Raw genomic sequence first — 18447 nt, forward strand, 5'->3', positions numbered from 1 at the left:
GTACCAGGTGGGTGGATGCCGTGGGGAGCGGCCCGTCTGGTCACTTGTACCCCCTTGCCTTGGCGTTCGCTGGGTTTCTGTGGGTCGGGCACTCCGCGGCGGCCAAGTTTCAGTGGCGGTGCCCGGCGCCGGGGCGGCCGTGCATGAGCAGCATCATGCCTGCGCAGAGGAGGCCGCCGATCAGCGCGCCTGCGCCGCCTCCGCTGAACAGCGACCACAGGCCGAACCCGATCAACGGTAGGCACATCAGGAGCATGTGCCACATGTGGCCACCATGGCTTTGGTGCTGCTGGGCGGGTCCGGTGGCCGCGGGTGGGGCGTCGGGGCCGGTGTCGGTGGGGCGGTGTTGGCTGTGGAGGCTCATGAGCCGGGTTCCTCTCGTTCGGGTGCTGCTTCCACTGTGCGGGGTCCGGATTCAGATCCGATCCGCGGCCGGTCAACCTCTGATCAAGAACGGTTCAGCTGCGGACGAGGCGGGCGATGGCTGTGGAGGCCTCGGCGACCTTGGCGTCGCGGTAGGCGGGGTCTGGGGAGTGGATGGCCTGGGTGAGGCAGTGCTGGAGGTGGTTGTCGACCAGGTCCAGGGCGACTGAGCGCAGCGAGCCGGTGACTGCTGAGGTCTGCGTGAGGATCTCGATGCAGTTGGCGTCCTGGTAGACCATGCGGGCGATGCCGCGGATATGGCCTTCGATCACGGCGAGTTGGCCGATGAGTTCCGGACGCTGTGGGTTGCCGGTCATGTGTCCTGGACCTGGTCTGGTTCGGCGGCTAGTGGTGGTGCGGTGCGGGGGTGTGAGCCTCGGGTTGGTGCTCGGCCGCGATCTGGGGGTGTCCGTAGCGGGCGGGGTCCGCGTCGAAGGCTTCGGCGCAGTGGGTGGAGCAGAAGTAGATCGTGGTCTCGCTGCGGGTGCGGGTGGCGGCCGCGGTGGCGGGCTTGACCTTCATTCCGCAGACGGGATCGATGTGGGTGGTGGCGGTGGTCTTCTTGCCGAACATGGGGGTGTCCTTTCCTGTGGTGTGGTGCTGGGTGGTGGGGGTCTCGCCGCCGATTTCGACGACGGGGGTGACGGGGGAGCCGGTGGTGGGGGACTCGTGGATGGGGTGTGGTGCCCAGCGGCGGAGCCGGTTGGCGTTGGTGACCACCGACAGTGAGGACAGGGCCATGGCTGCGGCGGCGACGATGGGGCTGAGCAGGATCCCGAAGACGGGGTAGAGCAAACCTGCGGCGATGGGGATGCCGAGGGTGTTGTACAGGAACGCGAACACCAGGTTCTGTTTGATGTTGCGCATAGTGGCCCGCGACAGGTCAACGGCGGTGACCACCCCTGACAGGGCGCCGGAGATCAGGGTGATGTCGGAGGATTCGATGGCCACGTCGGTGCCGGTGCCGATCGCGGAGCCGACGTCTGCCTGCGCGAGGGCGGGGGCGTCGTTGATGCCGTCGCCGACCATTCCGACGATTTTGCCTTCGTCCTGGAGGCGTCGGACCTCGGCGGCCTTGTGGGCGGGCATCACTTCGGCGACCACGCGACGGATCCCGACCTGGGAGGCGATCGCGGCGGCGGTTGCCCGGTTGTCGCCAGTCATCATGATGACCTCGATGCCGCGTGCCTGGAGGGCCGCGACCGCGGCCGGGGAGCCGTCCTTGATGGTGTCGGCGACCGCCACGATTCCCGCGGGGAGCCCGTCGACGGCCACCAGCATCGGCGTCTTGCCCCCTGCTGCGAGCGCGTCATGCAGCGGCTGCAGCGTGTCGGTACTGATGCCATTTTCGTCGAGAAGTCGCCGGTTGCCGACCAGGACGTCGTGGCCGTCGACGTGGCCGCGGACGCCTTGCCCGGTGACCGAGTCGAAGTCAGTGACCTCGCCCAGGGTGAGACCGCGGTCGGTGGCGCCGGTCACGATCGCCGCCGCCAGGGGGTGCTCGGAGCTGTTCTCGATAGCGGCGACCCAGCCGAGGAGCTGGTTCTCATCGAACGCTGCCACGGTGGCGACGTCGGTGAGGGTCGGTACACCCTTGGTGATGGTGCCGGTCTTGTCGAGGATGATCGCGTCAAGCTTGTGCGCGGTTTCCAGCGCTTCAGCGGAGCGGATCAGGATGCCGTGTTCGGCTCCCTTGCCGGTGCCCACGGTGATCGACATCGGGGTCGCGAGCCCCAAGGCGCAGGGGCAGGCGATGATCAGGACCGAGACGGCGGCGACGAGCGCAAACACGAACACCGGCGGGGGACCCACCAGCAGCCAGATCGCCAGCGTCCACACCGCGATGATGATCACGACCGGGACGAAGTAGCTCGAGACCTTGTCCACCAGCCGTTGGATGGGGGCCTTCGAGCCCTGGGCCTCACGGACCAGTTTGATGATCTGGGCGAGCAAGGTATCGGAGCCGACCTTGGTGGCGACATAGCGCAGTGCCCCGGTGGCGTTGATGGTTGCGCCGATGATGGTGTCACCGACCGTCTTGGCCGCAGGGATCGACTCCCCGGTCACCATCGACTCGTCGACCGCGGAGGATCCGTGAATCACCACACCGTCAACGGGCATCTTCTCCCCGGGGCGGATCACGATCACATCCCCGACCACGACGTCCTCGACCGGGATCTCCAGCTCCACATCTTCGCGTAGGACGCGGGCGGTGCGGGGCTGCAGGCCGATCAGTTTGCGGATCGCCTCACCGGTGCCGGCCTTGGCTTTGGTTTCCAGGAGCCGGCCGAGCAGGATCAACGTGATGATCACCCCGACGGCTTCGAAGTACACCTGCCGCAGCTCCTCAGGCAGTAGTCCGGGGGCGAAGGTCACCACCAGGCTGTAACCGAACGCCGCGACGGTGCCGAGCGTGATCAGCGAGTTCATGTCTGCGGTGCGGTGCGACAGGGCACGCCACCTGAACCACCCCGGGTTCAGTGGAGAGTCGTGTGTGCTTCGGCGGCAGTCGCTGTCGAAGGGTTCTGGGCAGCATCGTAGGCGTGCTCGTATGCGGCGGGTGCGAGGTAGTCGCACCAGGTGTGAGGTCGGGTCGTGTTGTACCAGTCGACCCATCTCAGGACCTCGAGCTCGACGTGCTCGAGGGTGCGCCACGGGCCTTGGCGACGGATCAGTTCGGTCTTGAAGACCCTGTTGAGCGCCTCGGCGGCGGCGTTGTCGTAGGAGTCGCCCTTGGATCCGACGGAAGCGACGATGCCGAGTTCCTCAAGGCGTTCGGTGTAGCGGATAGCTCGGTACTGAACGCCGCGGTCGGCGTGGTGGACCAGACCGGTCAGCACGCGCCCGTCGCGCTGACGTTGCCAGATGGCCTGCTCAAGCGCGTCGAGGGCCAGGTCGGTGTGGAGTGAGCCGGCGACCCGCCATCCGACGATCCTGCGGGAGAACAGGTCCATCACGAACGCCACGTAGACGAACCCGGCCCAGGTAGGGACGTAGGTGATGTCGGCCACCCAACGGTTGTCCGGCGCTGGGGCGGTGAAGTCACGGTTGAGTTGATCGGCAGGGTGTACGTCCTTCGCCGGCAGGGTCGTGCGGGGTCGCTTGTGGTCACCGGCGATCGCGCCGGTCAGGCCCAGCGCCTTCATCCTTCGCTGTCAACGCCGGACGAAAACTGACCCCCTGTTGCCGATCGAAAATTGACCCCTCTCATGGTTGTTGTTGGTTCTACTTGGTTGGTTGGCGACGGTGGCCGCGGGTGCGGTAGGAGTCGCCGTCGAGCCCGATGACGTGGGCGTGGTGGACGAGGCGGTCGATGGTCGCGGCGGCGACGACGTCGTCGCCGAGGGTTTCGCCCCAGCGGCTGAAGGGCAGGTTTGAGGTCACGATGACGGTGCCGGTCTCGTAGCGTGAGGCGATCAGTTGGAAGAACAGGGCCGCGGCGGTGGTGTCGAAGGGCAGGTAGCCGACCTCGTCGATGATCAAGGCGCGGTAGCGTTTCAGCCGGCGCAGCTCGCGTTCGAGGGCGCCGGAGGCGTGGGCGGCGGCGAGCCGGTTGATCCAGCCGGTGGCAGAGTCGAACAGCACGGGATGGGCTGCTTCGGCGGCCTTGATGCCCAACGCGATCGCCAGGTGCGTCTTCCCGGTGCCGGGTGGGCCGAGGAGGACCACGTTCTCGCGTTTCGGGATGAACGTGCAGGTGGCCAGGTGCGCGATCAGGTCACGGGACGCGGCGGGGATGTGGTCGAAGACGAAGTCCTCGACGGTCTTGACGGCTGGAAGGTGAGCGGCCGAGATCCGCAGCCGGGTGCCGTTGGCGGTGCGGGAGGCGACCTGGCGGCCGAGGACGGCGGCGAGGTACTCCTCGTGGGACCAGCCCTCGGCGCGGGCCCGGTCACCGAGGTCGGTGAACGTCTCAGCGATCACCGGGGTCTTCAGCTCCCGGGCCAGGAACCCGATCTCGCCGGTCAGGTCGCTCGCGGTGAGGCTCATCAGGCCACCGCCCCGGACGCGCTCGCCGGGTCGATGCCGGTCAGGTCGAACAGGTCGTCGTAGACGCTCAACGGCCGCAGTCCGACGTCTTCGCCCACGCCGCGGGCATCGACGCGGACAGCCTTCTGGTGCGCCGCCCGCAGCGTCTTCGCGGTCGCGACGTGGGCAGGGTCGGTGAGGGTGCGCCGCTGGTCCCAACACCGCGCATGAGAGGCCACGGGTTGGCCGGCGCAGGTGACGGTGACGGTGTCCATGTCACAGCCGACGTCGACGAACCGGCCGATCACGGCGGGGTCGACCGAGTAGTCGTTACCCGCGACCCGCACGTAGTAGTCACGGCCCAGCCGGACCCGGCTACTCGACCCGACCAGCGGCGCCACCGGCGGCAGGCTGCTCATCGCCGCCGCCTCCGACGCCAGCATGTCTGCTGGTCTAGCGCCGGTGCGGCGCAGCAGCCGCTGATTCGCGCGCGGTAACCAGTCGGCGAGTTGGGTGTTGAAGTCGGCCGGGGAGACGAACTCGCGGCCCGGCATGAACGACGTCTGCAGGAACCCGTTGGCCCGCTCCACCACCCCCTTCGCCTCCGGGTCACGGGGATTGGTCTGATAGATCCTGGTCCCCAACGTTCCGGCGAAGCCCCTCGCGGGCACCGTGAGGCGTCGGTGCTGCCCGATCCCTGCCTCGTTGTCCCACACCAGCATCCGCGGGACCGCCCCGAAGCTCCCCGCCAATAGCTGCCACATGCCCGCCAGCAGGTCCCCGGTCTGACGGGTCGGCAGCAACAGGGCGGCGATGAACCCCGACCAGGCGGCCACCATCGTCAACACCGGCGGCGTCGCGAGCACCCCGTCAGCCACCGGCACGACCCTCGGCGGGAACCACAGATCGCACTGCACGATCTCCCCGGCCCGATACTGGGTCCGATCCGCCGGGTCCGCCGGCAGATACAACGGCCGTAACTCAGCCACCCTCGCCCGCAGCACCGACGACGAATGCTCCCAGCTGATCCGCTCCGCGATCACCGTCGCCGGCATCCGCGGCGTCGCCGCCAACAACGCCCGGATCTGCGGCTCGACGGCATCGACCAACGACCCCGGCGACTCCCGCTCATACCTGGGCGGAACGTCCGAGGCCAACGCCGACCTCACCGTGTTCCTTGCCACCCCCAACTGGCGCGCGATCGCCTTGATCGCCAACCCCTCCGACCTATGAAGCCGTCGGATCTCGGCCCAATCCTCCACACTGATCACTCCCTCACTCTGACGGAGAGGGGTCAAAATTCACTCGGCGCCACGGGGTCAGTATTCACTCGGCATCGACATTCGCGCCACGGTGCAGCGCGCGACCGGTGGGTAGCGCACTCCCGTGGGCTGGCCGTGCTCGTCTCGGACCTCCTGGCGGTTGAGGACCTTCCACATCTTCATCACCCCGTAGACCTGGTAGTTCGACTGGTAGGTCGCCTTGATGCGCTCATCCAACGCTGCGTCGGCCAGCGCCCGCTGCGAGGGCGGGCGCGTCTTCGCCGCGTAGTAGGTGCTCGGGGCGATCTGAGCGCCGGCCTGGGTCAGGACGGTGCAGATCGGCTCGACCCCGAAACGGTCCTTGTGCTGGTCGATGTAGTCGATCAGCGTGGTGAGGGGCGGTCGAGCTCCGCCGCGAAGAAAGCCGAGGCCGACCTCAGGATCGCGTTCGCGCGGCGCAGTTCCCGGTTCTCCCTCTCCAGCTGCACGAGCCTCTCATGCGGGTCGGCCGCCGTCGTCGACGACCCGGGCACGGGACCAGGGGCACGCAACCAGTTCCGCAAGGTAGATCCTGGGATGCCCAACTGCTCGCCCACCTGGTTGCAGGCCCGCTTGACTGGGATCCCCGGGTTCTCCTTGATCGTCTCGTGCACAGTGCGGACCGCACGCTCACGCAACTCGTCGTTGTACTTCCTTGGTGCAGGCATGACTCCACTCTCCTGTAGAGGTCAAGACCCTCCACCAAACCCGGGGTGGTTCAGTCCGCACGATCTTCTGGTTGGCCTGACCGAGCCAGTCGGTGAACTGCTCGTTGAAATCGGCCGGCGGCCTGAACTCGCGGCCCGGCATGAACGACGTCTCGAACCAGCCGTTGCGGCGTTCCACGATCCCCTTCGACTCCGGATCCCTCGCCTTGAGCAGCACCAGGCTCGTCGCGAGGGTCCCCATGAACGACTCCACCCCCGCAGCCCTGGAGGCACCGCGGCCGATACCGCGTTCGTTATCCCAGATCAGCCGCGAGGAACCCTGCCCAACGCCTGCAGGAGTGCCCACATGCCCAGCAGCAGATCCTCGGTCGTCTTCGACGGGATCATCCGGCCGACCGTGAACGGGAGAACGCCGCGGTCATCACCAACACCGGCAACAACACGCCCGTCCCGGTCCCGACAGGGATCCTCGCAGGCGGGAACCACAGATCACACTGCGCCGCGTCCCCGGCGTCCCAGACGAGCCGGTCAGCCGGATCCGGGCGCCGCTGCTCCGGTCGTAGCCGGGCCACGTTCTCCCGGAACTACGACTCCGATCCCGTCCAGCCGACCCTTTCCGCGATCACCGATGCCGGCATCTCCGGACACCCGGCCAGCAGCGTCTTCACCCTGGGCTCGAACACCGCGAACGAGGTCCCGGTCGGGGTCCTCACATAGCGCGGTGGCGCATCGGAGGCGACCGCCTTGACCACCGTCGTCCTCGAGATCCCCAACCTCGCCGCGATCCGCGCGTTCGGCACACCCTCCGCGGCAAGCCTCCTGATCAAGGCCCAATCCTCCATAGTGATCACTCTCCGATCGTCGTGGGAGTGTCCACTTTTCACCGTCGAAAGTGTTCAGTTTTCAACCGTCGTCGACAGCCGACGGTTCCGATCGAGGGCGTGGCGCCGATGTCTGCGAGGGGTTCGCCGTAGCGAATCGAGGTGAATTGGGCGAGTTCAACCGGTCGATGCAACACCGCGGATTCTCGTGCCGGGCGCCGCGGGACCAGCGGGCCATCTCGATCGCGTTGAGGACCATCTCGGTGCGTATGTGCGATGCGACCCGCCACCCCGCGATCATCCTGCTGAACGCGTCGATGATGAAGCACACGTAGGCGACGCCCGGTCCAGGTCGTCACGAATGTCAGGTCGGTGACCCAGAGCCGGTTCGGTGCGGTCGCGGTGAACTCCCGCTTCACCAGATCAGGGTGCCGCGCCGACGCCGGGTCCGGCCTCGTCGTCTTGATCCGCTTCGAACCCCTCACGCCCTCGATCCCCGCAGAGCGCATCAACCGGGCGGTCAGGTCTCCACTGCTGCGGCCTTCTCAGGGCGCTTCACGACAAACACGCCATCGTCTGCCGCGCGGCCGTCGTCCTCAACGCCGTCATCGCCTGGGTCAAGACATTGTCAGACACGCCCTAGGTCAGAGTGCGGCGGCTCCGGCCTCGGCTACTGTCTGGTCCTCTTCGATACTGCCGGTGGACACTCCGATGGCACCGACGATGACACCGTCGCGGACGAGCGGAATGCCTCCGGGGAACACGACGATGCGGCCGCCGTGAGCATCGTTGAGACCGTACAGGTCGCCGGTCGGGCGTGTTGCTCCCGTGAGGTCTTTGGTCTGGGTCTGGAAGGCAATGGACGTATACGCCTTATTGATAGCGATGTGGATGCTGCCGATGTTCGCAGTATCCATCCGCACGTGTGCCTTGAGGTTGCCTCCGGCGTCCACGACGGCGATGTCCTGGGGCTGTCCGATCTCCTCAGCGCGCGCGATGGCGGCATCGATGACGCGGAGTGCGTCCTCAAGGGTGATGGTGTCCTGAATCTTGGGGTTCGACATGGTGTCTCCTCTTCATTGAAGGTCAGGTGTTGCGGGTGTTAGGCGTCGCATGAGCGACGACTGGGGTGGAGCCTCGGACGGTCCCGATCATGACTTGAAAGACAGTGGACCGACCGAGGGCTAGGGGTTCCCGTCAGATGACAGGAAGCAGTGCGATGGACAACCCGGTGGCGAGCGCGCCTCCGATGAGCGGGCCGGCCACGGGCACCCATCCGCGGACGTCTGTGTCCGCGGAGGTCAAACCGCGGGCTCGGATTGAGCGTGGTACAAGGGATGGTGTGCGTGCGAGCGGCGCCGGGTGGACAGTCGAGGGCCAACCGCGGCCCACCCGGGGATTGCTCAGTGTGAGACTGTGCGGCGCAGCGTGACCTGCGCCGCACAGCGGGGGGCTCCTTAGAAGGTGCGGATCGGGATCTCCGCGGGAGCCTCGAGAAGTTCGCGGATCTCGTCGTCAAGCTTGACAAGCGTGATGGACGCGCCCGCCATGTCCAGCGAGGTGCAGTATTCGCCGACATAGCTACGGGTTGGGGTAATTCCTTGGGCCGCGAGCTTCTCGTGTGCGATGCCGTACAGAAGGTACAGCTCGCTGATGGGCGTGCCACCGAGACCGTTCACCATCAGCGCGACGTCATCGCCGCTGCTGTAGGGGATGTCGCTCACGATGGGCTCCAGAAGCAGGTCGACGATCTCGTTCGCCGGGACCCACTTCTGACGTGCACGGCCGGGCTCACCGTGGATACCGATGCCGACTTCGATCTCGTCGTCGCCGATCTCGAACAGCGGCTCGCCCTTGGCGGGCGGGGTGCAGGCGGTGAGCGCCACGCCCATGGTGCGGGTGACGGCGTTGACCTTCTCGCCGATCCGGACGATCTCGTCGAGATCCTTGCCGGCCTCAGCGGCAGCGCCGACGGCCTTGATGACGAAGAAGTTGCCAGCGACGCCGCGGCGACCGATGGTATACAGCGAGTCCTTCACCGCGACGTCGTCGTCGATGAAGAGGGTGCGCACCTTGATGCCCTCTGCGGCAGCGAGCTCTTCTGCCATTTCGAATGCCATCTTGTCGCCGGTGTAGTTGTTCACCAGCAGCAGCACACCCTTGTCGCTCTTGACGCGGCGTGCGGCCTCGACGACGAAATCGGTGGGCGGGGCGGCGAACACGTCACCGGGGCAGGCGGCGTCCAGCATGCCCTTGCCGACAATCATCACGTGTGCGGGCTCGTGGCCAGAGCCGGAGCCCTGGATGATGGAGACCTTGTCGTTGTTGGGCGCATCGGCGCGGACGATGAGGTTGTACTTCGGGTCGTACGTGAGCGTGTCAGGGTTCGCCAGGGCCAGACCCTTCAGCATCTCCGGAACGAACGCCTTCGGGTCGTTGATGAACTTCTTCATTGTGTTCTCACTTCCTTGTGTGGGATGGGGGTGGAGGGAGGGTGAGTCGTTACCAGGTCTCGGCGACGCGCTCGGCGAGCACTGCCATCGCGATGGCGCCCGGGTCGGGGGAGCCGATGCTGCGCTCACCGGTGTAGGACGCGCGGCCACGATGTGCCTCGAGCTTCGCGGTCTCTTCGGCGGCGGCGCGTGCGACCTCGGCTGCGTGCTGAGCGACAGCCTTGCCGTCCAGACCCTTATCGAGGTCCGCCTCGATGGCATCGGTGAGCGGGACCAGAGCGTCCAGCAGCGTCTTGTCTCCGAGGGAGGCGCCGCCGCGCTTCATGATGCCCTCGACGGCCGAGCGAAGCATCGCGACCACATCGGCCTGGCTGATGTCGTTCTTGTCTTTCACGGAGATAGCGGCGCGAAGGAACGCCGTGCCCCAGATCGGGCCGGACGAGCCACCGATACGGCCGGACATCGTAGTCGCAACCTTCTGGATGAAGGTGCTGAGATCCGACCGGTCGTACTCGTCCCATTCGGCGATGACGTTCTCGAATCCGCGAGCGAGCGAGTATCCGAAGTCGCCGTCGCCGACAACGGCATCCAGGTCGCTGAAGTACTTCTCATTGTCGACGCACGTCTGTGCGATGAGCTTGATGACGCTCTCGACGCGGGCGACGCCCGCCTGGCTGAAGGTGCTGCTCATGATGATCCTCGGGTTGGGTTATCGGATGGTGAGGGCAGTGAGGGTGTCGAGGGTGACCTGACCGGTCTCCTCGACGCCACGCGGGTTGGAAAGGAAGCGCGCTGGCGTCTGCGGCTGGTCACCCAGGCTGTCAACGACCAGTGCCGCCTCGGTGAAGTCCTCGTCGGCGGTGTAACTGGACACCGTCACGACCGTGGTGATGCCGGCCGCGGCGGCGGCCCGCAGCCCGTTCTGGCTGTCTTCGACGACCACAGCGTCCGCCGCGTCGACACCGAGGTCCCGCAGAGCGAGCAGGTAGATGTCCGGTGCCGGCTTCTTCGCCGGGACCACGTCTCCCGCGTAGATACGGAACCAGGAGGCGGACTCTGCACCGACCGCATGCTCCAGCACGGCGCGCACCGATTCTTCGGCGGACGTGGATGCGACAGCGAGCAGCCATCCTGCGTCGTGTGCAGCAGCGACGATTCGGGCGATTCCGGGCCGCCCGGGCATCTCACCAGCTCGAACCTTCGCTGTATAGCGGTCCGTCTTGAAGCGGTGCCACCGCTTGACGAGCTCGATCTGTGCAGCTTCGTCGGTGGGCAAGTTCGCCGACGCAATGAAGTCGCTGGTGAGAAGCGAGGCGAGACGCTCCTTGCCGCCGCCGATTCGTACCTTCTCGGCATAGTCCTCCTCGGACCAGTGCACGGGAAGGTTGAAATGCGCGAAGGTGTCGTTGAAGGCGGGCAGGTGACCATAGCGCTCGGTGTCTGCGAGCACTCCGTCGCAGTCGAAGATCAGGGCGCGAGTCACGGCTTGACGGCCTTCGCCTTGGCTGCCATGCCATCGGAGCCGAACCACTCGATGTGGTCACCGATGACGCTGGTGACAGCATCACCGATGGCAGTCATCAACTTCGGCGGATCCCAATGGTTGTTGGCGCGTGCCCAATCGAGATGCTCCGCCGATGCCTGCATGTACGCGTGCTTGACGGCTGTGGAGATGTTGATCTTGGAGACGCCATTGTTGATGAAGGCGCGGAAGTCGGCGGGCTCAAGGCCGGTTCCCCCGTGAAGAACAATTCCCTTGTCCGTGAGGTGCGCGAGTTCGCGGGCGCGCTCAGGGAGAAGGGTCGGCTTGGACGTGAACAGGCCGTGGCTCGTGCCCAACTGCGGGGCGAGCAGGTCAGCACCGGTGCGCTCCGCGATGGCTGCGAGCTGGTCGACGCTATACGCGTGGTGGGCTTCGTCGCTGCCGACTCCGTCTTCGACCCCGAGGATGTTCTCGATCTCGGATTCGACGTCGACGCCCGCTGCGTGAGCCTCCTTGACGACTTCCGTCGTCTCACGCTCTGCATCAGCAAGATCACGGTCAGAAGCATCGAAGAGAACCGATGACCACCCGGCGGCAATGACGTCAGAGAGGACAGAACGGTCCGGGCAGTGATCCAAGTGGAGCGCGACCGGCACGGATGTGTGCCGCGTGAGCGCCTGGAAAAGGCTCGTGATGAAAGCGGTCCCCGAGGTGCGAACAGTCTTTGTCGAGACCTGGACAATCAGAGGCGAGTCCTTCTCCTCGGCTGCGGCGATGACCGCGCGCATGCTGATCTCGTCGAAGACGTTCACGGCGGGAACCGCGTATCCGTGCTTCCGAGCTCCCGTCGTGAGACGACGAGTTGATACGGCCATAGTCCGATCTCACTTCCTTGTGTCGAGCTCGGGCCAGAACATCCTTCGTTCCGGTCCGTCTGGACCCAGAGTACATGGCTATACAACTCTATACAAGACCTACTTGGTAAGATCATGTGGAAAATTCTGGAGGCGTAAGGATGACCGACGTGATTGAGCGCGACTCAGCGACACCGATCTATCAGCAGCTCGAGGACATCTTTCACGCGAAGATCGCCAGTGGTGAGTGGGCACCCGAGCAGCGCATCCCGTCGGAGAACGAGCTGAACCGGGAGTACAGCCTGAGCCGCATGACGATTCGTGGTGTGCTCAACAAGCTGGCGGGTGAGGGTCTGCTCATCCGCGTCCCTGGCAAGGGCACGTTCGTCGCCCCGCAAAAGATCAACGCGGTCTCTCCTGCATACAAAGGAATCCGTGAGCAGCTCGAAGTGCTCGGGTACGACATCGTGACGACGTTGATTTCTACGGAGCGCGCTCCCGCGCCGACGAGAGTGCGTGAGCACCTGAATCTGCCGGAGGGCGCCGAGGTCATCGCCATCATGCGACTGCGGACGGTAGACGGGAAGCCTCTGAGCGTCCACCGCTCCTTCGTGCCAGCGAGCCTCGCGCCGGGACTGGATCAGCTGGATGTCGTCAACGAGCAGCTGTGCGTGGTTCTCGAAGACAAATTCAATCTGTCGATGAAGAGTGTCTCCGAAGATCTGGAAGTCATCGCCGTGGACGGAACCGACGCCAAGCTGCTGGAGCTGCGCAAGGGCGACCCGGCACTGCTGTTGACGGATGTCATCACGAACCCGGCAGGGACGGCCTTTGAGTACTCGACCATCGTCTTCCGCGGCGATGCGGTGCGGCTGAAGTTCGATTACAAGCGTGAGTGAACCCGCCGTGGTGGATAACTCGGGGCCCACCACAGCGGGTCCGCCTAGCGGACGAGCAGCCGAATGCGCTCGTACAGTCCCGCGGCGTCAAGCGCGTATCGGGCAAGCAGACCTGAGTACGTACCGGTGACGATGTGCTCATGCGGCAACCCGATGGCGTGCACGGGAATTCCCGAGGATGCCAGAGCCTCGCCAACGGCCGCGGAGAGACCGCCGCGGGTGTAGTGCTCCTCGACGGTGATGACGCGTCCGGTGCGATGAGCGGACGCGCGGATAAGCGCCGCGTCAACAGGTTCGACAGTTGGCATCCCGATGAGCTCCACATCGACGCCGTCGTCCGCGAGCCGTTGCACCGCGACCACGACCTCCGGGGTGATGGTCCCCGTCGTGACGACCGTTGCGCGAGACCCTTCCCGAATCATCCGCCCTTCCCCGATGGTGAACGGTGCCTGCGGGAACAGATCGGGGATCGATGGGCCCCCGATGCGCATGTACACGGGCCCGTCGTGCTCAATCATCGCCTTCGCTGCCTCCCGGATCTCTCCGGGGTCCTGGGGTGAGAGGACGACGACCCCGGGAAGCATGCGGATGATTGCATAGTCTTCGAGGGAGTAGTGTGTGGGCCCGAGGTCGGAGTAAGTGATCCCTCCGTTGCGACCGACGATCTTGACGTTCTGACCCATGTACGCGATGTCGTTACGGAATGCTTCGTAGTTCCGGTTGGTGACAAACGCTGCGATGGCTGCGAAGACGGGGATTTTCCCGGTTGTTGCGAGACCTGCCGCGACGCCCGTTGTTCCGTGTTCCTGAATGCCGAACTCGTAGTAGCGGTCGGGGTAGCGCTCGCGAAATGAGCCGAATCCCGACGACAGCCCGCTGTCGGCGGAGAGGACGACGACACGGTCATCGCTCGCAGCGAGGTCGGTCACTGCTTGCCCGAAGGTCTTTCGCGGATCGATAAGAGTAGGCGTCTCAGCAGCCATGGTCGTTCCATTCGCGCAGGTTGTCGATGCGGGCGTGCACTTCACGTTCGGCTCGGTCGAGTTCCTCGACCGTCGGCTTCCAGTAGTGCGAGGCAAGGGTCCCTTCCAGGAAGCTGATGCCCTTCGCCTTCGTCGTGCGAGCAACGACGACAGTAGGCCGGCCCTTTTCACCGTCCGCGGTGCTGACGGCGCCGAGGACGGCATCGATATCGTTCCCGTCGATGGTGACGGTGTTCCACCCGAACGCTGCGAACTTGTCGGCAATCGGCTCCATGTTCATGACCTCAGCGGTCGGCCCGGAGATCTGCAGATCGTTGACATCGACGAAAGCGACGAGGTTGTCGAGTCGGTGGTGGGCCGCAATGGACGCGCCTTCCCAGTTCGCCCCTTCGGGGAGCTCACCATCCCCAAGGACGGTGAAAACCCGTCCTCCGTTGCCCGCTGCGCGAAGGCCAAGTGCCATCCCTGCGGCAATCGACAGCCCGTGACCCAGGGCGCCCGTGTTCGCTTCAATCCCCGGAAGCTTGTGAAGGTCAGGGTGACCGCCGAGTTTGCTGCCGACGGAGCCGTAGGTGTCGTACAGCGTCTCCTCGAAGTAGCCGCGCCGGCCGAGGACGGCGTACTGCGCCATTGCTTTATGGCCCGCGGACAGCAGGAACCGGTCGCGGTTCGGGTCCTTCGGGGCTTGCGGGTTGACGCGCATGGTCGCGAAGTACAGCGCGGTCACGATGTCGATGCACGAGAGTGCTCCTCCAAGGTGGCCAGAACCGCCTGCCCGCACCATCCGCAGGACGTTCAGGCGTGCGAGTTCCGCCTCGATCTGCAGCGGGACGGTATTCATACGCGAGTGTTCTCGGTTTCGTAGTCGTACAGAGCGGCGAGCTTCGGAGCGCTCCGCTCGTTCTCCCCGTACGACACCGAGAGGTATTCGCGAACGAGTCGCTTGATCGACTCGACGCCGGTGACCTGAGCTCCGAATGCGACCATGTTGGCGTCGTTGCTCAGCTGAGCACGCTCGGCTTGGTACGCGTCCGTGAGCAGTGCGCAGTACGCCCCGGGAACCTTATTCGCAGAGATGGAGACGCCGATGCCGGTGCCGCACATCACGACACCACGCTCGACCTCCTTCGCCGCGACGCTTTCCGCCACCGCTATGGCTGTCTTCGGGTACAGGGGGTCGTCGGAGCCGAAATCACGAACCTCGTGGCCGAGCTCGCGAAGGTAATCAGCGACGGCATCCTTGAGGGTGGCTGCATTCGGGTCGCAGCCAATGCCAATCAACATACGGGACTCCTATCTATACCTGTATAGCCCTGTCTAGCTGATCATAGACCGAATCGGCGTAGAATGGAAGACCGGACTGTAGTCCACCCATCGACCTGGGAGACAGCATGGCCAGAGACGCCCACCCCACCCCTCTTGACAGCGCGGACGTCATCCTCTCCGACCTCGACGGAGTCGTCTACCGCGGCGCAGCACCCATACCGCACGCCGTCACCGCTTTGAACGCGGCTCGAGAGACGAAGACGGTGGGGTTCCTGACGAACAACGCCTCTCGGCTGGCAGCGGACGTCGCGGAACAGCTGACGACAATGGGACTCGACGTCGACGCAGATGATGTCGTCACCTCACCGCAGGCGACACTGCTGCTCCTCTCAAGGGTCGTCGAGCCTGGAACGTCTCTGCTGGTCGTCGGTGGTCCGGGGCTGACGACGGTGCTCCAAGGGGCGGGATACCGACTTGTCCGCACGGCGGATGAGCATCCCGATGCGGTCGTGCAAGGTTTCTCACCACACGTGAGCTGGAATGACCTCGCCGAAGCTGCTTACGCTCTGGCCTCCGGGATTCCGTGGGTTGCGACGAACCTCGACACCGCACTTCCACTCGAGCGCGGCCTGGCCCCCGGCAATGGTGCGATCGTCGCAGCCGTACGCGCTGTCGTCAACCGCGAACCGCTCGTGGCCGGAAAGCCCGAAGAGGCGATCTTCGACGCCGCGCGCGAACGATTCCCCGGCTCCCGATGGCTATTCATCGGCGACCAGGTCGACACAGACATCAGAGGCGCAAACCGATCCGGGATGAGTAGCGCCCTCGTCTTCACTGGCATCAGTCAGCCTCAAGATGCCTTCGCCGCGCACCCCGATGCAAGACCCGACTTCATCTTGCGCGACCTTCGTGATCTCACCTTGCCGTACCCCCCGATCCGTCTCACGCGCAACGGCAAGTTCCTCAAGTCGGCCGCCGCTGATGCAGTAGTTGCCGCCGACGGGCGTCGGGTCCGCCTTGTCGCCCCGGGGGAGGAGCCCATGAATGTAATCCGAGCCACGGCCGCTCTCATCTGGGAGCATGCCGCAACCTTCGACAGTCTTGAGCTCGACACCGAGCTCCACGACGCCATCATCGCGGCCCTTCGTTGACGGCGTCAGCGCGTCGCTTGCTAGGAGATGCCATCCTCCTACTCTGCGAAGGTCCGCAGTAAGACAACGTCCACCCACCTCGCCGGAGGGCTGACGTCGATGTACACTCGGGGGCTCGGCTCAGACGAATCGCAGCTCCAGCAACGCGAAGAACGATTCCATCGCTGAGTTGTCGGCGCTGATGCCGACATGAGTGTGCTGGCAAGGTTCAGCCCGAACCGGCCGCCGCTCCGGCTCCGTGGGCTCAACTTCAAAGAGTTCTTCGAGTGGCTTTCGAAGTCGGTTTCGCGTGTTTCCCGGTCACCCCCGGGTGACACAGTGAAGCTCGACCTCGAAGGGCTTGCTGGGACATGCCGCGCCGAGCTCGAGTCTACTTGATTGGGTTCCGACCCTTGCCAACATCGGCCCTGCGATGATCGGGCAATGAAGCGTTGGTTGGGCGCCGTCGCCGTGGTCTTTGCTGTGGGGGGCGTCGTGGTGATGTTGCTGCCGACCCTGGAGATGCGCTGGCTCGTCGACCCGTCACTGGGTGTTGAGATGCCCATGACTCGGCATTCTTGGTTCGACCCGCTTTTGCTGGGGTATGCGCGCTTTGACGCCCCGTTGTCGCTGATTGCGGGGGTAGCAGGAGTCATCCTGCTGTTGCCTGGGCTCCGAAGGGGTTCGCCGTCGTGGATCGCCATCGGATGCTTGATCGCAGCCGCTGTGGTGCCGCTCATCGGCTACGCGATCTACGGAACACTTGGACCGGCCGCGCTCTTCGCGCCGATTTTGATGGCTGCGAGTGCCGCGACGGCGATCCTCTGGCACCGCCGGGAAAACGCATACTTCGCCACCCGGAAGACGAAGGTCGTCTCTGAGCATTGATCTGATCTGGATTGCGCCCCGCTGGGTGGTGGGCTTTCGGGGTGTTCCCCGGTTGCTCACGCGTCGCCGCCGGTGATGGCGGCGATGGGTTCATTATCGCGGGCGGGGAGCAGTAGCGCCATGGATCCTTCGGAGAGGTAGCGGCGTTCGTCGGTGATCCATTCGTCGTTGGTGTCAGCGAGGATCATCCCCACCAGGCGGATCACGGAGGCCTCGTTGGGAAAGATCCCCACCACGCGGGCGCGGCGTTTGATCTCCTTGTTCAACCTTTCCAGGGGGTTGGTCGACCAGATCTTGCTCCAATGCGCCCGCGGGAACCCGGCGAAGGCCAAGACCTCGGTCTTGGCCGTATCCATCAGGGGTCCGATCTTGACGATCCGGTCGGCGAGCTGGTCGCGGACCGAGTCCCAGGTGCTGCTCACGGTGTCGGGGTCGGGTTGAGCAAAGATCGTGCGGAACACGGCTGCGACCATGTCCATCTGGGATTTCGGGACCAGGGCGAGGAGGTTGCGGGCGAAGTGGACCCGGCAGCGTTGATGGGCCGCGCCCTGGAAACAGCGCACGATCGCCGCGGTCAGGCCAGCGTGCTGATCAGAGATGACCAGCCGGACCCCGTGCAGGCCGCGGCCCTTCAACGAGGTGAGGAACCCGCGCCAGAACACTTCGTCCTCACTGTCCCCGACGTCAAGGCCGAGGATCTCCCGGCGCCCATCGCCGGCGACAGCGGTCGCGACCACGACCGCTTTGGAGGTGACCAGATGGTTGCTGCGGACGTGGAGGTACGTCGCGTCGAGAAACACGTAGGGGTACTCGATGGCGTCGAGTCGTCGGGTGCGGAAACGGCCGACCTCCTCGTCGAGTTGCCCGCAGATCCTCGATACCTCCGACTTCGAGATCCCCGATCCGCCCAGCGCTTCGACCAGCGCGTCGACGTTGCGGGTCGACACCCCACCGACCCAGGCTTCCATCACCACGGCATACAGGGCCTGATCGATCCGGCGCCGAGGCTCGAGCACGGAGGGGAAGAACGATCCCTTCCGCAGCTTCGGAATCGACACCTCCACGTCGCCGCCTTTGGTCAGCAGGGTCCGCGGTCGGGAACCGTTGCGTTCGGTGACACGGTCGGGGGACCGTTCGTAGCGGGCGGCGCCGATCACCTCTGCGGCTTCGGCTTCGATCAGTTCCTGGAGCACGAGCCGCACGGACTCGCGCACCAGATCGACGCCGTCGCCGGCGCGGAACGCCTCGAGCAGTTCGGACACGGCAGACTGGGACAGGGCCATCGGTGTGAACTCCTTCACGGTGGTAG

The 18447-nt window shown here is 65.3% G+C and carries 22 protein-coding genes, 1 pseudogene and 1 other annotated feature; of the genes and pseudogenes, 3 read left to right on the plus strand and 20 right to left on the minus strand.

Annotated features, from left to right (window positions below; genetic code table 11):
* Positions 1 to 109: 109 nt before the first annotated feature.
* From ACX1D3_RS08900 to ACX1D3_RS08975, 16 genes and pseudogenes are all read right to left on the minus strand, one after another.
* Entirely contained in the window at positions 110 to 364 is a 255-nt protein-coding gene (locus ACX1D3_RS08900) for a hypothetical protein (protein ID WP_078919655.1), read from the minus strand.
* Between the two features lie 94 nt (positions 365 to 458).
* Positions 459 to 740, minus strand: a complete 282-nt coding sequence (locus ACX1D3_RS08905; protein ID WP_077341932.1) for a metal-sensitive transcriptional regulator — start codon at positions 738 to 740, stop codon at positions 459 to 461.
* Between the two features lie 28 nt (positions 741 to 768).
* Positions 769 to 3000 carry a heavy metal translocating P-type ATPase gene (locus tag ACX1D3_RS08910; RefSeq protein ID WP_458996512.1) on the minus strand — a complete coding sequence of 744 codons (2232 nt, stop codon included), beginning with the start codon at positions 2998 to 3000 and terminating at the stop codon, positions 769 to 771.
* Entirely contained in the window at positions 2901 to 3569 is a 669-nt protein-coding gene (locus tag ACX1D3_RS08915) for an IS3 family transposase (protein ID WP_458993586.1), read from the minus strand. The genes ACX1D3_RS08910 and ACX1D3_RS08915 overlap by 100 nt, the downstream gene beginning before the upstream one ends.
* 79 nt (positions 3570 to 3648) lie before the next feature.
* Positions 3649 to 4413 carry an IS21-like element helper ATPase IstB gene (gene istB / locus ACX1D3_RS08920; RefSeq protein WP_458993587.1) on the minus strand — a complete coding sequence of 255 codons (765 nt, stop codon included), beginning with the start codon at positions 4411 to 4413 and terminating at the stop codon, positions 3649 to 3651.
* The gene (gene istA / locus ACX1D3_RS08925; protein ID WP_458993588.1) at positions 4413 to 5663 is read right to left on the minus strand and encodes an IS21 family transposase; all 1251 of its coding nucleotides are present in this window, start codon (positions 5661 to 5663) and stop codon (positions 4413 to 4415) included. The genes istB and istA overlap by 1 nt, the downstream gene beginning before the upstream one ends.
* A 48-nt stretch (positions 5664 to 5711) precedes the next feature.
* Entirely contained in the window at positions 5712 to 5891 is a 180-nt protein-coding gene (locus ACX1D3_RS08930) for an IS3 family transposase (protein WP_458993589.1), read from the minus strand.
* Between the two features lie 60 nt (positions 5892 to 5951).
* Positions 5952 to 6080, minus strand: a sequence feature (AL1L pseudoknot).
* The gene (locus ACX1D3_RS08935; RefSeq protein ID WP_458993590.1) at positions 6038 to 6361 is read right to left on the minus strand and encodes a transposase; all 324 of its coding nucleotides are present in this window, start codon (positions 6359 to 6361) and stop codon (positions 6038 to 6040) included. (Overlaps the previous feature by 43 nt.)
* Complete coding sequence (locus tag ACX1D3_RS08940; protein ID WP_458993591.1) at positions 6324 to 6614, minus strand: hypothetical protein; 291 nt, start codon at positions 6612 to 6614, stop codon at positions 6324 to 6326. The genes ACX1D3_RS08935 and ACX1D3_RS08940 overlap by 38 nt, the downstream gene beginning before the upstream one ends.
* Positions 6615 to 6945: 331 nt before the next feature.
* On the minus strand, positions 6946 to 7203 hold the full coding sequence (locus ACX1D3_RS08945; protein ID WP_458996513.1) for a helix-turn-helix domain-containing protein: 258 nt from the start codon (positions 7201 to 7203) through the stop codon (positions 6946 to 6948).
* A gap of 77 nt (positions 7204 to 7280) precedes the next feature.
* Positions 7281 to 7709 (minus strand): annotated as a pseudogene (locus ACX1D3_RS08950) (DDE-type integrase/transposase/recombinase); the annotation flags it as partial.
* 117 nt (positions 7710 to 7826) lie between these two features.
* Positions 7827 to 8246 (minus strand): GlcG/HbpS family heme-binding protein, encoded by a 420-nt coding sequence (locus ACX1D3_RS08955; protein ID WP_068751134.1) that lies wholly within the window; start codon positions 8244 to 8246, stop codon positions 7827 to 7829.
* A 393-nt stretch (positions 8247 to 8639) separates the two neighbouring features.
* Positions 8640 to 9635 carry a dihydroxyacetone kinase subunit DhaK gene (gene dhaK, locus ACX1D3_RS08960; RefSeq protein ID WP_068751136.1) on the minus strand — a complete coding sequence of 332 codons (996 nt, stop codon included), beginning with the start codon at positions 9633 to 9635 and terminating at the stop codon, positions 8640 to 8642.
* 49 nt (positions 9636 to 9684) lie between these two features.
* Positions 9685 to 10326, minus strand: coding sequence for a dihydroxyacetone kinase subunit DhaL (gene dhaL, locus ACX1D3_RS08965; protein ID WP_068751139.1), 642 nt, complete (start codon positions 10324 to 10326; stop codon positions 9685 to 9687).
* Between the two features lie 18 nt (positions 10327 to 10344).
* Positions 10345 to 11118: an HAD-IA family hydrolase gene (locus tag ACX1D3_RS08970; RefSeq protein ID WP_068751141.1), complete on the minus strand. Its 774-nt coding sequence runs from the start codon at positions 11116 to 11118 to the stop codon at positions 10345 to 10347.
* Entirely contained in the window at positions 11115 to 11993 is an 879-nt protein-coding gene (locus tag ACX1D3_RS08975; protein ID WP_068751143.1) for a class II fructose-bisphosphate aldolase, read from the minus strand. Before ACX1D3_RS08975 ends, ACX1D3_RS08970 begins: the two co-directional genes overlap by 4 nt.
* Before the next feature lie 140 nt (positions 11994 to 12133).
* On the opposite strand from ACX1D3_RS08975, the gene ACX1D3_RS08980 reads away from it, so the two are divergent.
* Positions 12134 to 12871 carry a GntR family transcriptional regulator gene (locus ACX1D3_RS08980; RefSeq protein WP_068751144.1) on the plus strand — a complete coding sequence of 246 codons (738 nt, stop codon included), beginning with the start codon at positions 12134 to 12136 and terminating at the stop codon, positions 12869 to 12871.
* 44 nt (positions 12872 to 12915) lie between these two features.
* Here ACX1D3_RS08980 and ACX1D3_RS08985 read toward each other — a convergent pair whose 3' ends face one another.
* From ACX1D3_RS08985 to ACX1D3_RS08995, 3 genes are read right to left on the minus strand one after another with little or no spacing between them, the layout of a single operon-like run.
* Complete coding sequence (locus ACX1D3_RS08985) at positions 12916 to 13854, minus strand: transketolase family protein (RefSeq protein WP_068751146.1); 939 nt, start codon at positions 13852 to 13854, stop codon at positions 12916 to 12918.
* Positions 13844 to 14695 (minus strand): transketolase, encoded by an 852-nt coding sequence (locus ACX1D3_RS08990; protein WP_068751149.1) that lies wholly within the window; start codon positions 14693 to 14695, stop codon positions 13844 to 13846. Before ACX1D3_RS08990 ends, ACX1D3_RS08985 begins: the two co-directional genes overlap by 11 nt.
* Positions 14692 to 15138, minus strand: coding sequence for an RpiB/LacA/LacB family sugar-phosphate isomerase (locus ACX1D3_RS08995; protein ID WP_068751151.1), 447 nt, complete (start codon positions 15136 to 15138; stop codon positions 14692 to 14694). The genes ACX1D3_RS08990 and ACX1D3_RS08995 overlap by 4 nt, the downstream gene beginning before the upstream one ends.
* 107 nt (positions 15139 to 15245) lie before the next feature.
* Here ACX1D3_RS08995 and ACX1D3_RS09000 point away from each other — a divergent pair, with 107 nt between their 5' ends.
* Together ACX1D3_RS09000 and ACX1D3_RS09005 are read left to right on the plus strand one after the other, a co-directional pair.
* Complete coding sequence (locus ACX1D3_RS09000) at positions 15246 to 16271, plus strand: HAD-IIA family hydrolase (RefSeq protein WP_458993592.1); 1026 nt, start codon at positions 15246 to 15248, stop codon at positions 16269 to 16271.
* Between the two features lie 423 nt (positions 16272 to 16694).
* On the plus strand, positions 16695 to 17138 hold the full coding sequence (locus tag ACX1D3_RS09005) for a hypothetical protein (protein WP_068751154.1): 444 nt from the start codon (positions 16695 to 16697) through the stop codon (positions 17136 to 17138).
* 56 nt (positions 17139 to 17194) lie between these two features.
* Here ACX1D3_RS09005 and ACX1D3_RS09010 read toward each other — a convergent pair whose 3' ends face one another.
* Positions 17195 to 18421, minus strand: a complete 1227-nt coding sequence (locus ACX1D3_RS09010; RefSeq protein WP_068751158.1) for an IS256 family transposase — start codon at positions 18419 to 18421, stop codon at positions 17195 to 17197.
* Positions 18422 to 18447: the final 26 nt, after the last annotated feature.

The organism is Tessaracoccus yangjingae (assembly GCF_054483935.1).

What these genes read in the sequence shown, in the direction of transcription:
- ACX1D3_RS08995 (WP_068751151.1), bottom strand. Translation starts at nt 15,138, where the DNA reads ATGTTGATTGGCATTGGCTGCGACCCGAATGCAGCCACCCTCAAGGAT.
- ACX1D3_RS09005 (WP_068751154.1), top strand. Translation starts at nt 16,695, where the DNA reads ATGAAGCGTTGGTTGGGCGCCGTCGCCGTGGTCTTTGCTGTGGGGGGC.
- istB (WP_458993587.1), bottom strand. Translation starts at nt 4,413, where the DNA reads ATGAGCCTCACCGCGAGCGACCTGACCGGCGAGATCGGGTTCCTGGCC.
- ACX1D3_RS08935 (WP_458993590.1), bottom strand. Translation starts at nt 6,361, where the DNA reads ATGCCTGCACCAAGGAAGTACAACGACGAGTTGCGTGAGCGTGCGGTC.
- dhaK (WP_068751136.1), bottom strand. Translation starts at nt 9,635, where the DNA reads ATGAAGAAGTTCATCAACGACCCGAAGGCGTTCGTTCCGGAGATGCTG.
- ACX1D3_RS08985 (WP_068751146.1), bottom strand. Translation starts at nt 13,854, where the DNA reads ATGGCTGCTGAGACGCCTACTCTTATCGATCCGCGAAAGACCTTCGGG.
- ACX1D3_RS08990 (WP_068751149.1), bottom strand. Translation starts at nt 14,695, where the DNA reads ATGAATACCGTCCCGCTGCAGATCGAGGCGGAACTCGCACGCCTGAAC.
- dhaL (WP_068751139.1), bottom strand. Translation starts at nt 10,326, where the DNA reads ATGAGCAGCACCTTCAGCCAGGCGGGCGTCGCCCGCGTCGAGAGCGTC.
- ACX1D3_RS08975 (WP_068751143.1), bottom strand. Translation starts at nt 11,993, where the DNA reads ATGGCCGTATCAACTCGTCGTCTCACGACGGGAGCTCGGAAGCACGGA.
- ACX1D3_RS09000 (WP_458993592.1), top strand. Translation starts at nt 15,246, where the DNA reads ATGGCCAGAGACGCCCACCCCACCCCTCTTGACAGCGCGGACGTCATC.
- ACX1D3_RS08900 (WP_078919655.1), bottom strand. Translation starts at nt 364, where the DNA reads ATGAGCCTCCACAGCCAACACCGCCCCACCGACACCGGCCCCGACGCC.
- ACX1D3_RS08955 (WP_068751134.1), bottom strand. Translation starts at nt 8,246, where the DNA reads ATGTCGAACCCCAAGATTCAGGACACCATCACCCTTGAGGACGCACTC.
- ACX1D3_RS08980 (WP_068751144.1), top strand. Translation starts at nt 12,134, where the DNA reads ATGACCGACGTGATTGAGCGCGACTCAGCGACACCGATCTATCAGCAG.
- ACX1D3_RS08945 (WP_458996513.1), bottom strand. Translation starts at nt 7,203, where the DNA reads ATGGAGGATTGGGCCTTGATCAGGAGGCTTGCCGCGGAGGGTGTGCCG.
- ACX1D3_RS09010 (WP_068751158.1), bottom strand. Translation starts at nt 18,421, where the DNA reads ATGGCCCTGTCCCAGTCTGCCGTGTCCGAACTGCTCGAGGCGTTCCGC.
- ACX1D3_RS08905 (WP_077341932.1), bottom strand. Translation starts at nt 740, where the DNA reads ATGACCGGCAACCCACAGCGTCCGGAACTCATCGGCCAACTCGCCGTG.
- ACX1D3_RS08915 (WP_458993586.1), bottom strand. Translation starts at nt 3,569, where the DNA reads ATGAAGGCGCTGGGCCTGACCGGCGCGATCGCCGGTGACCACAAGCGA.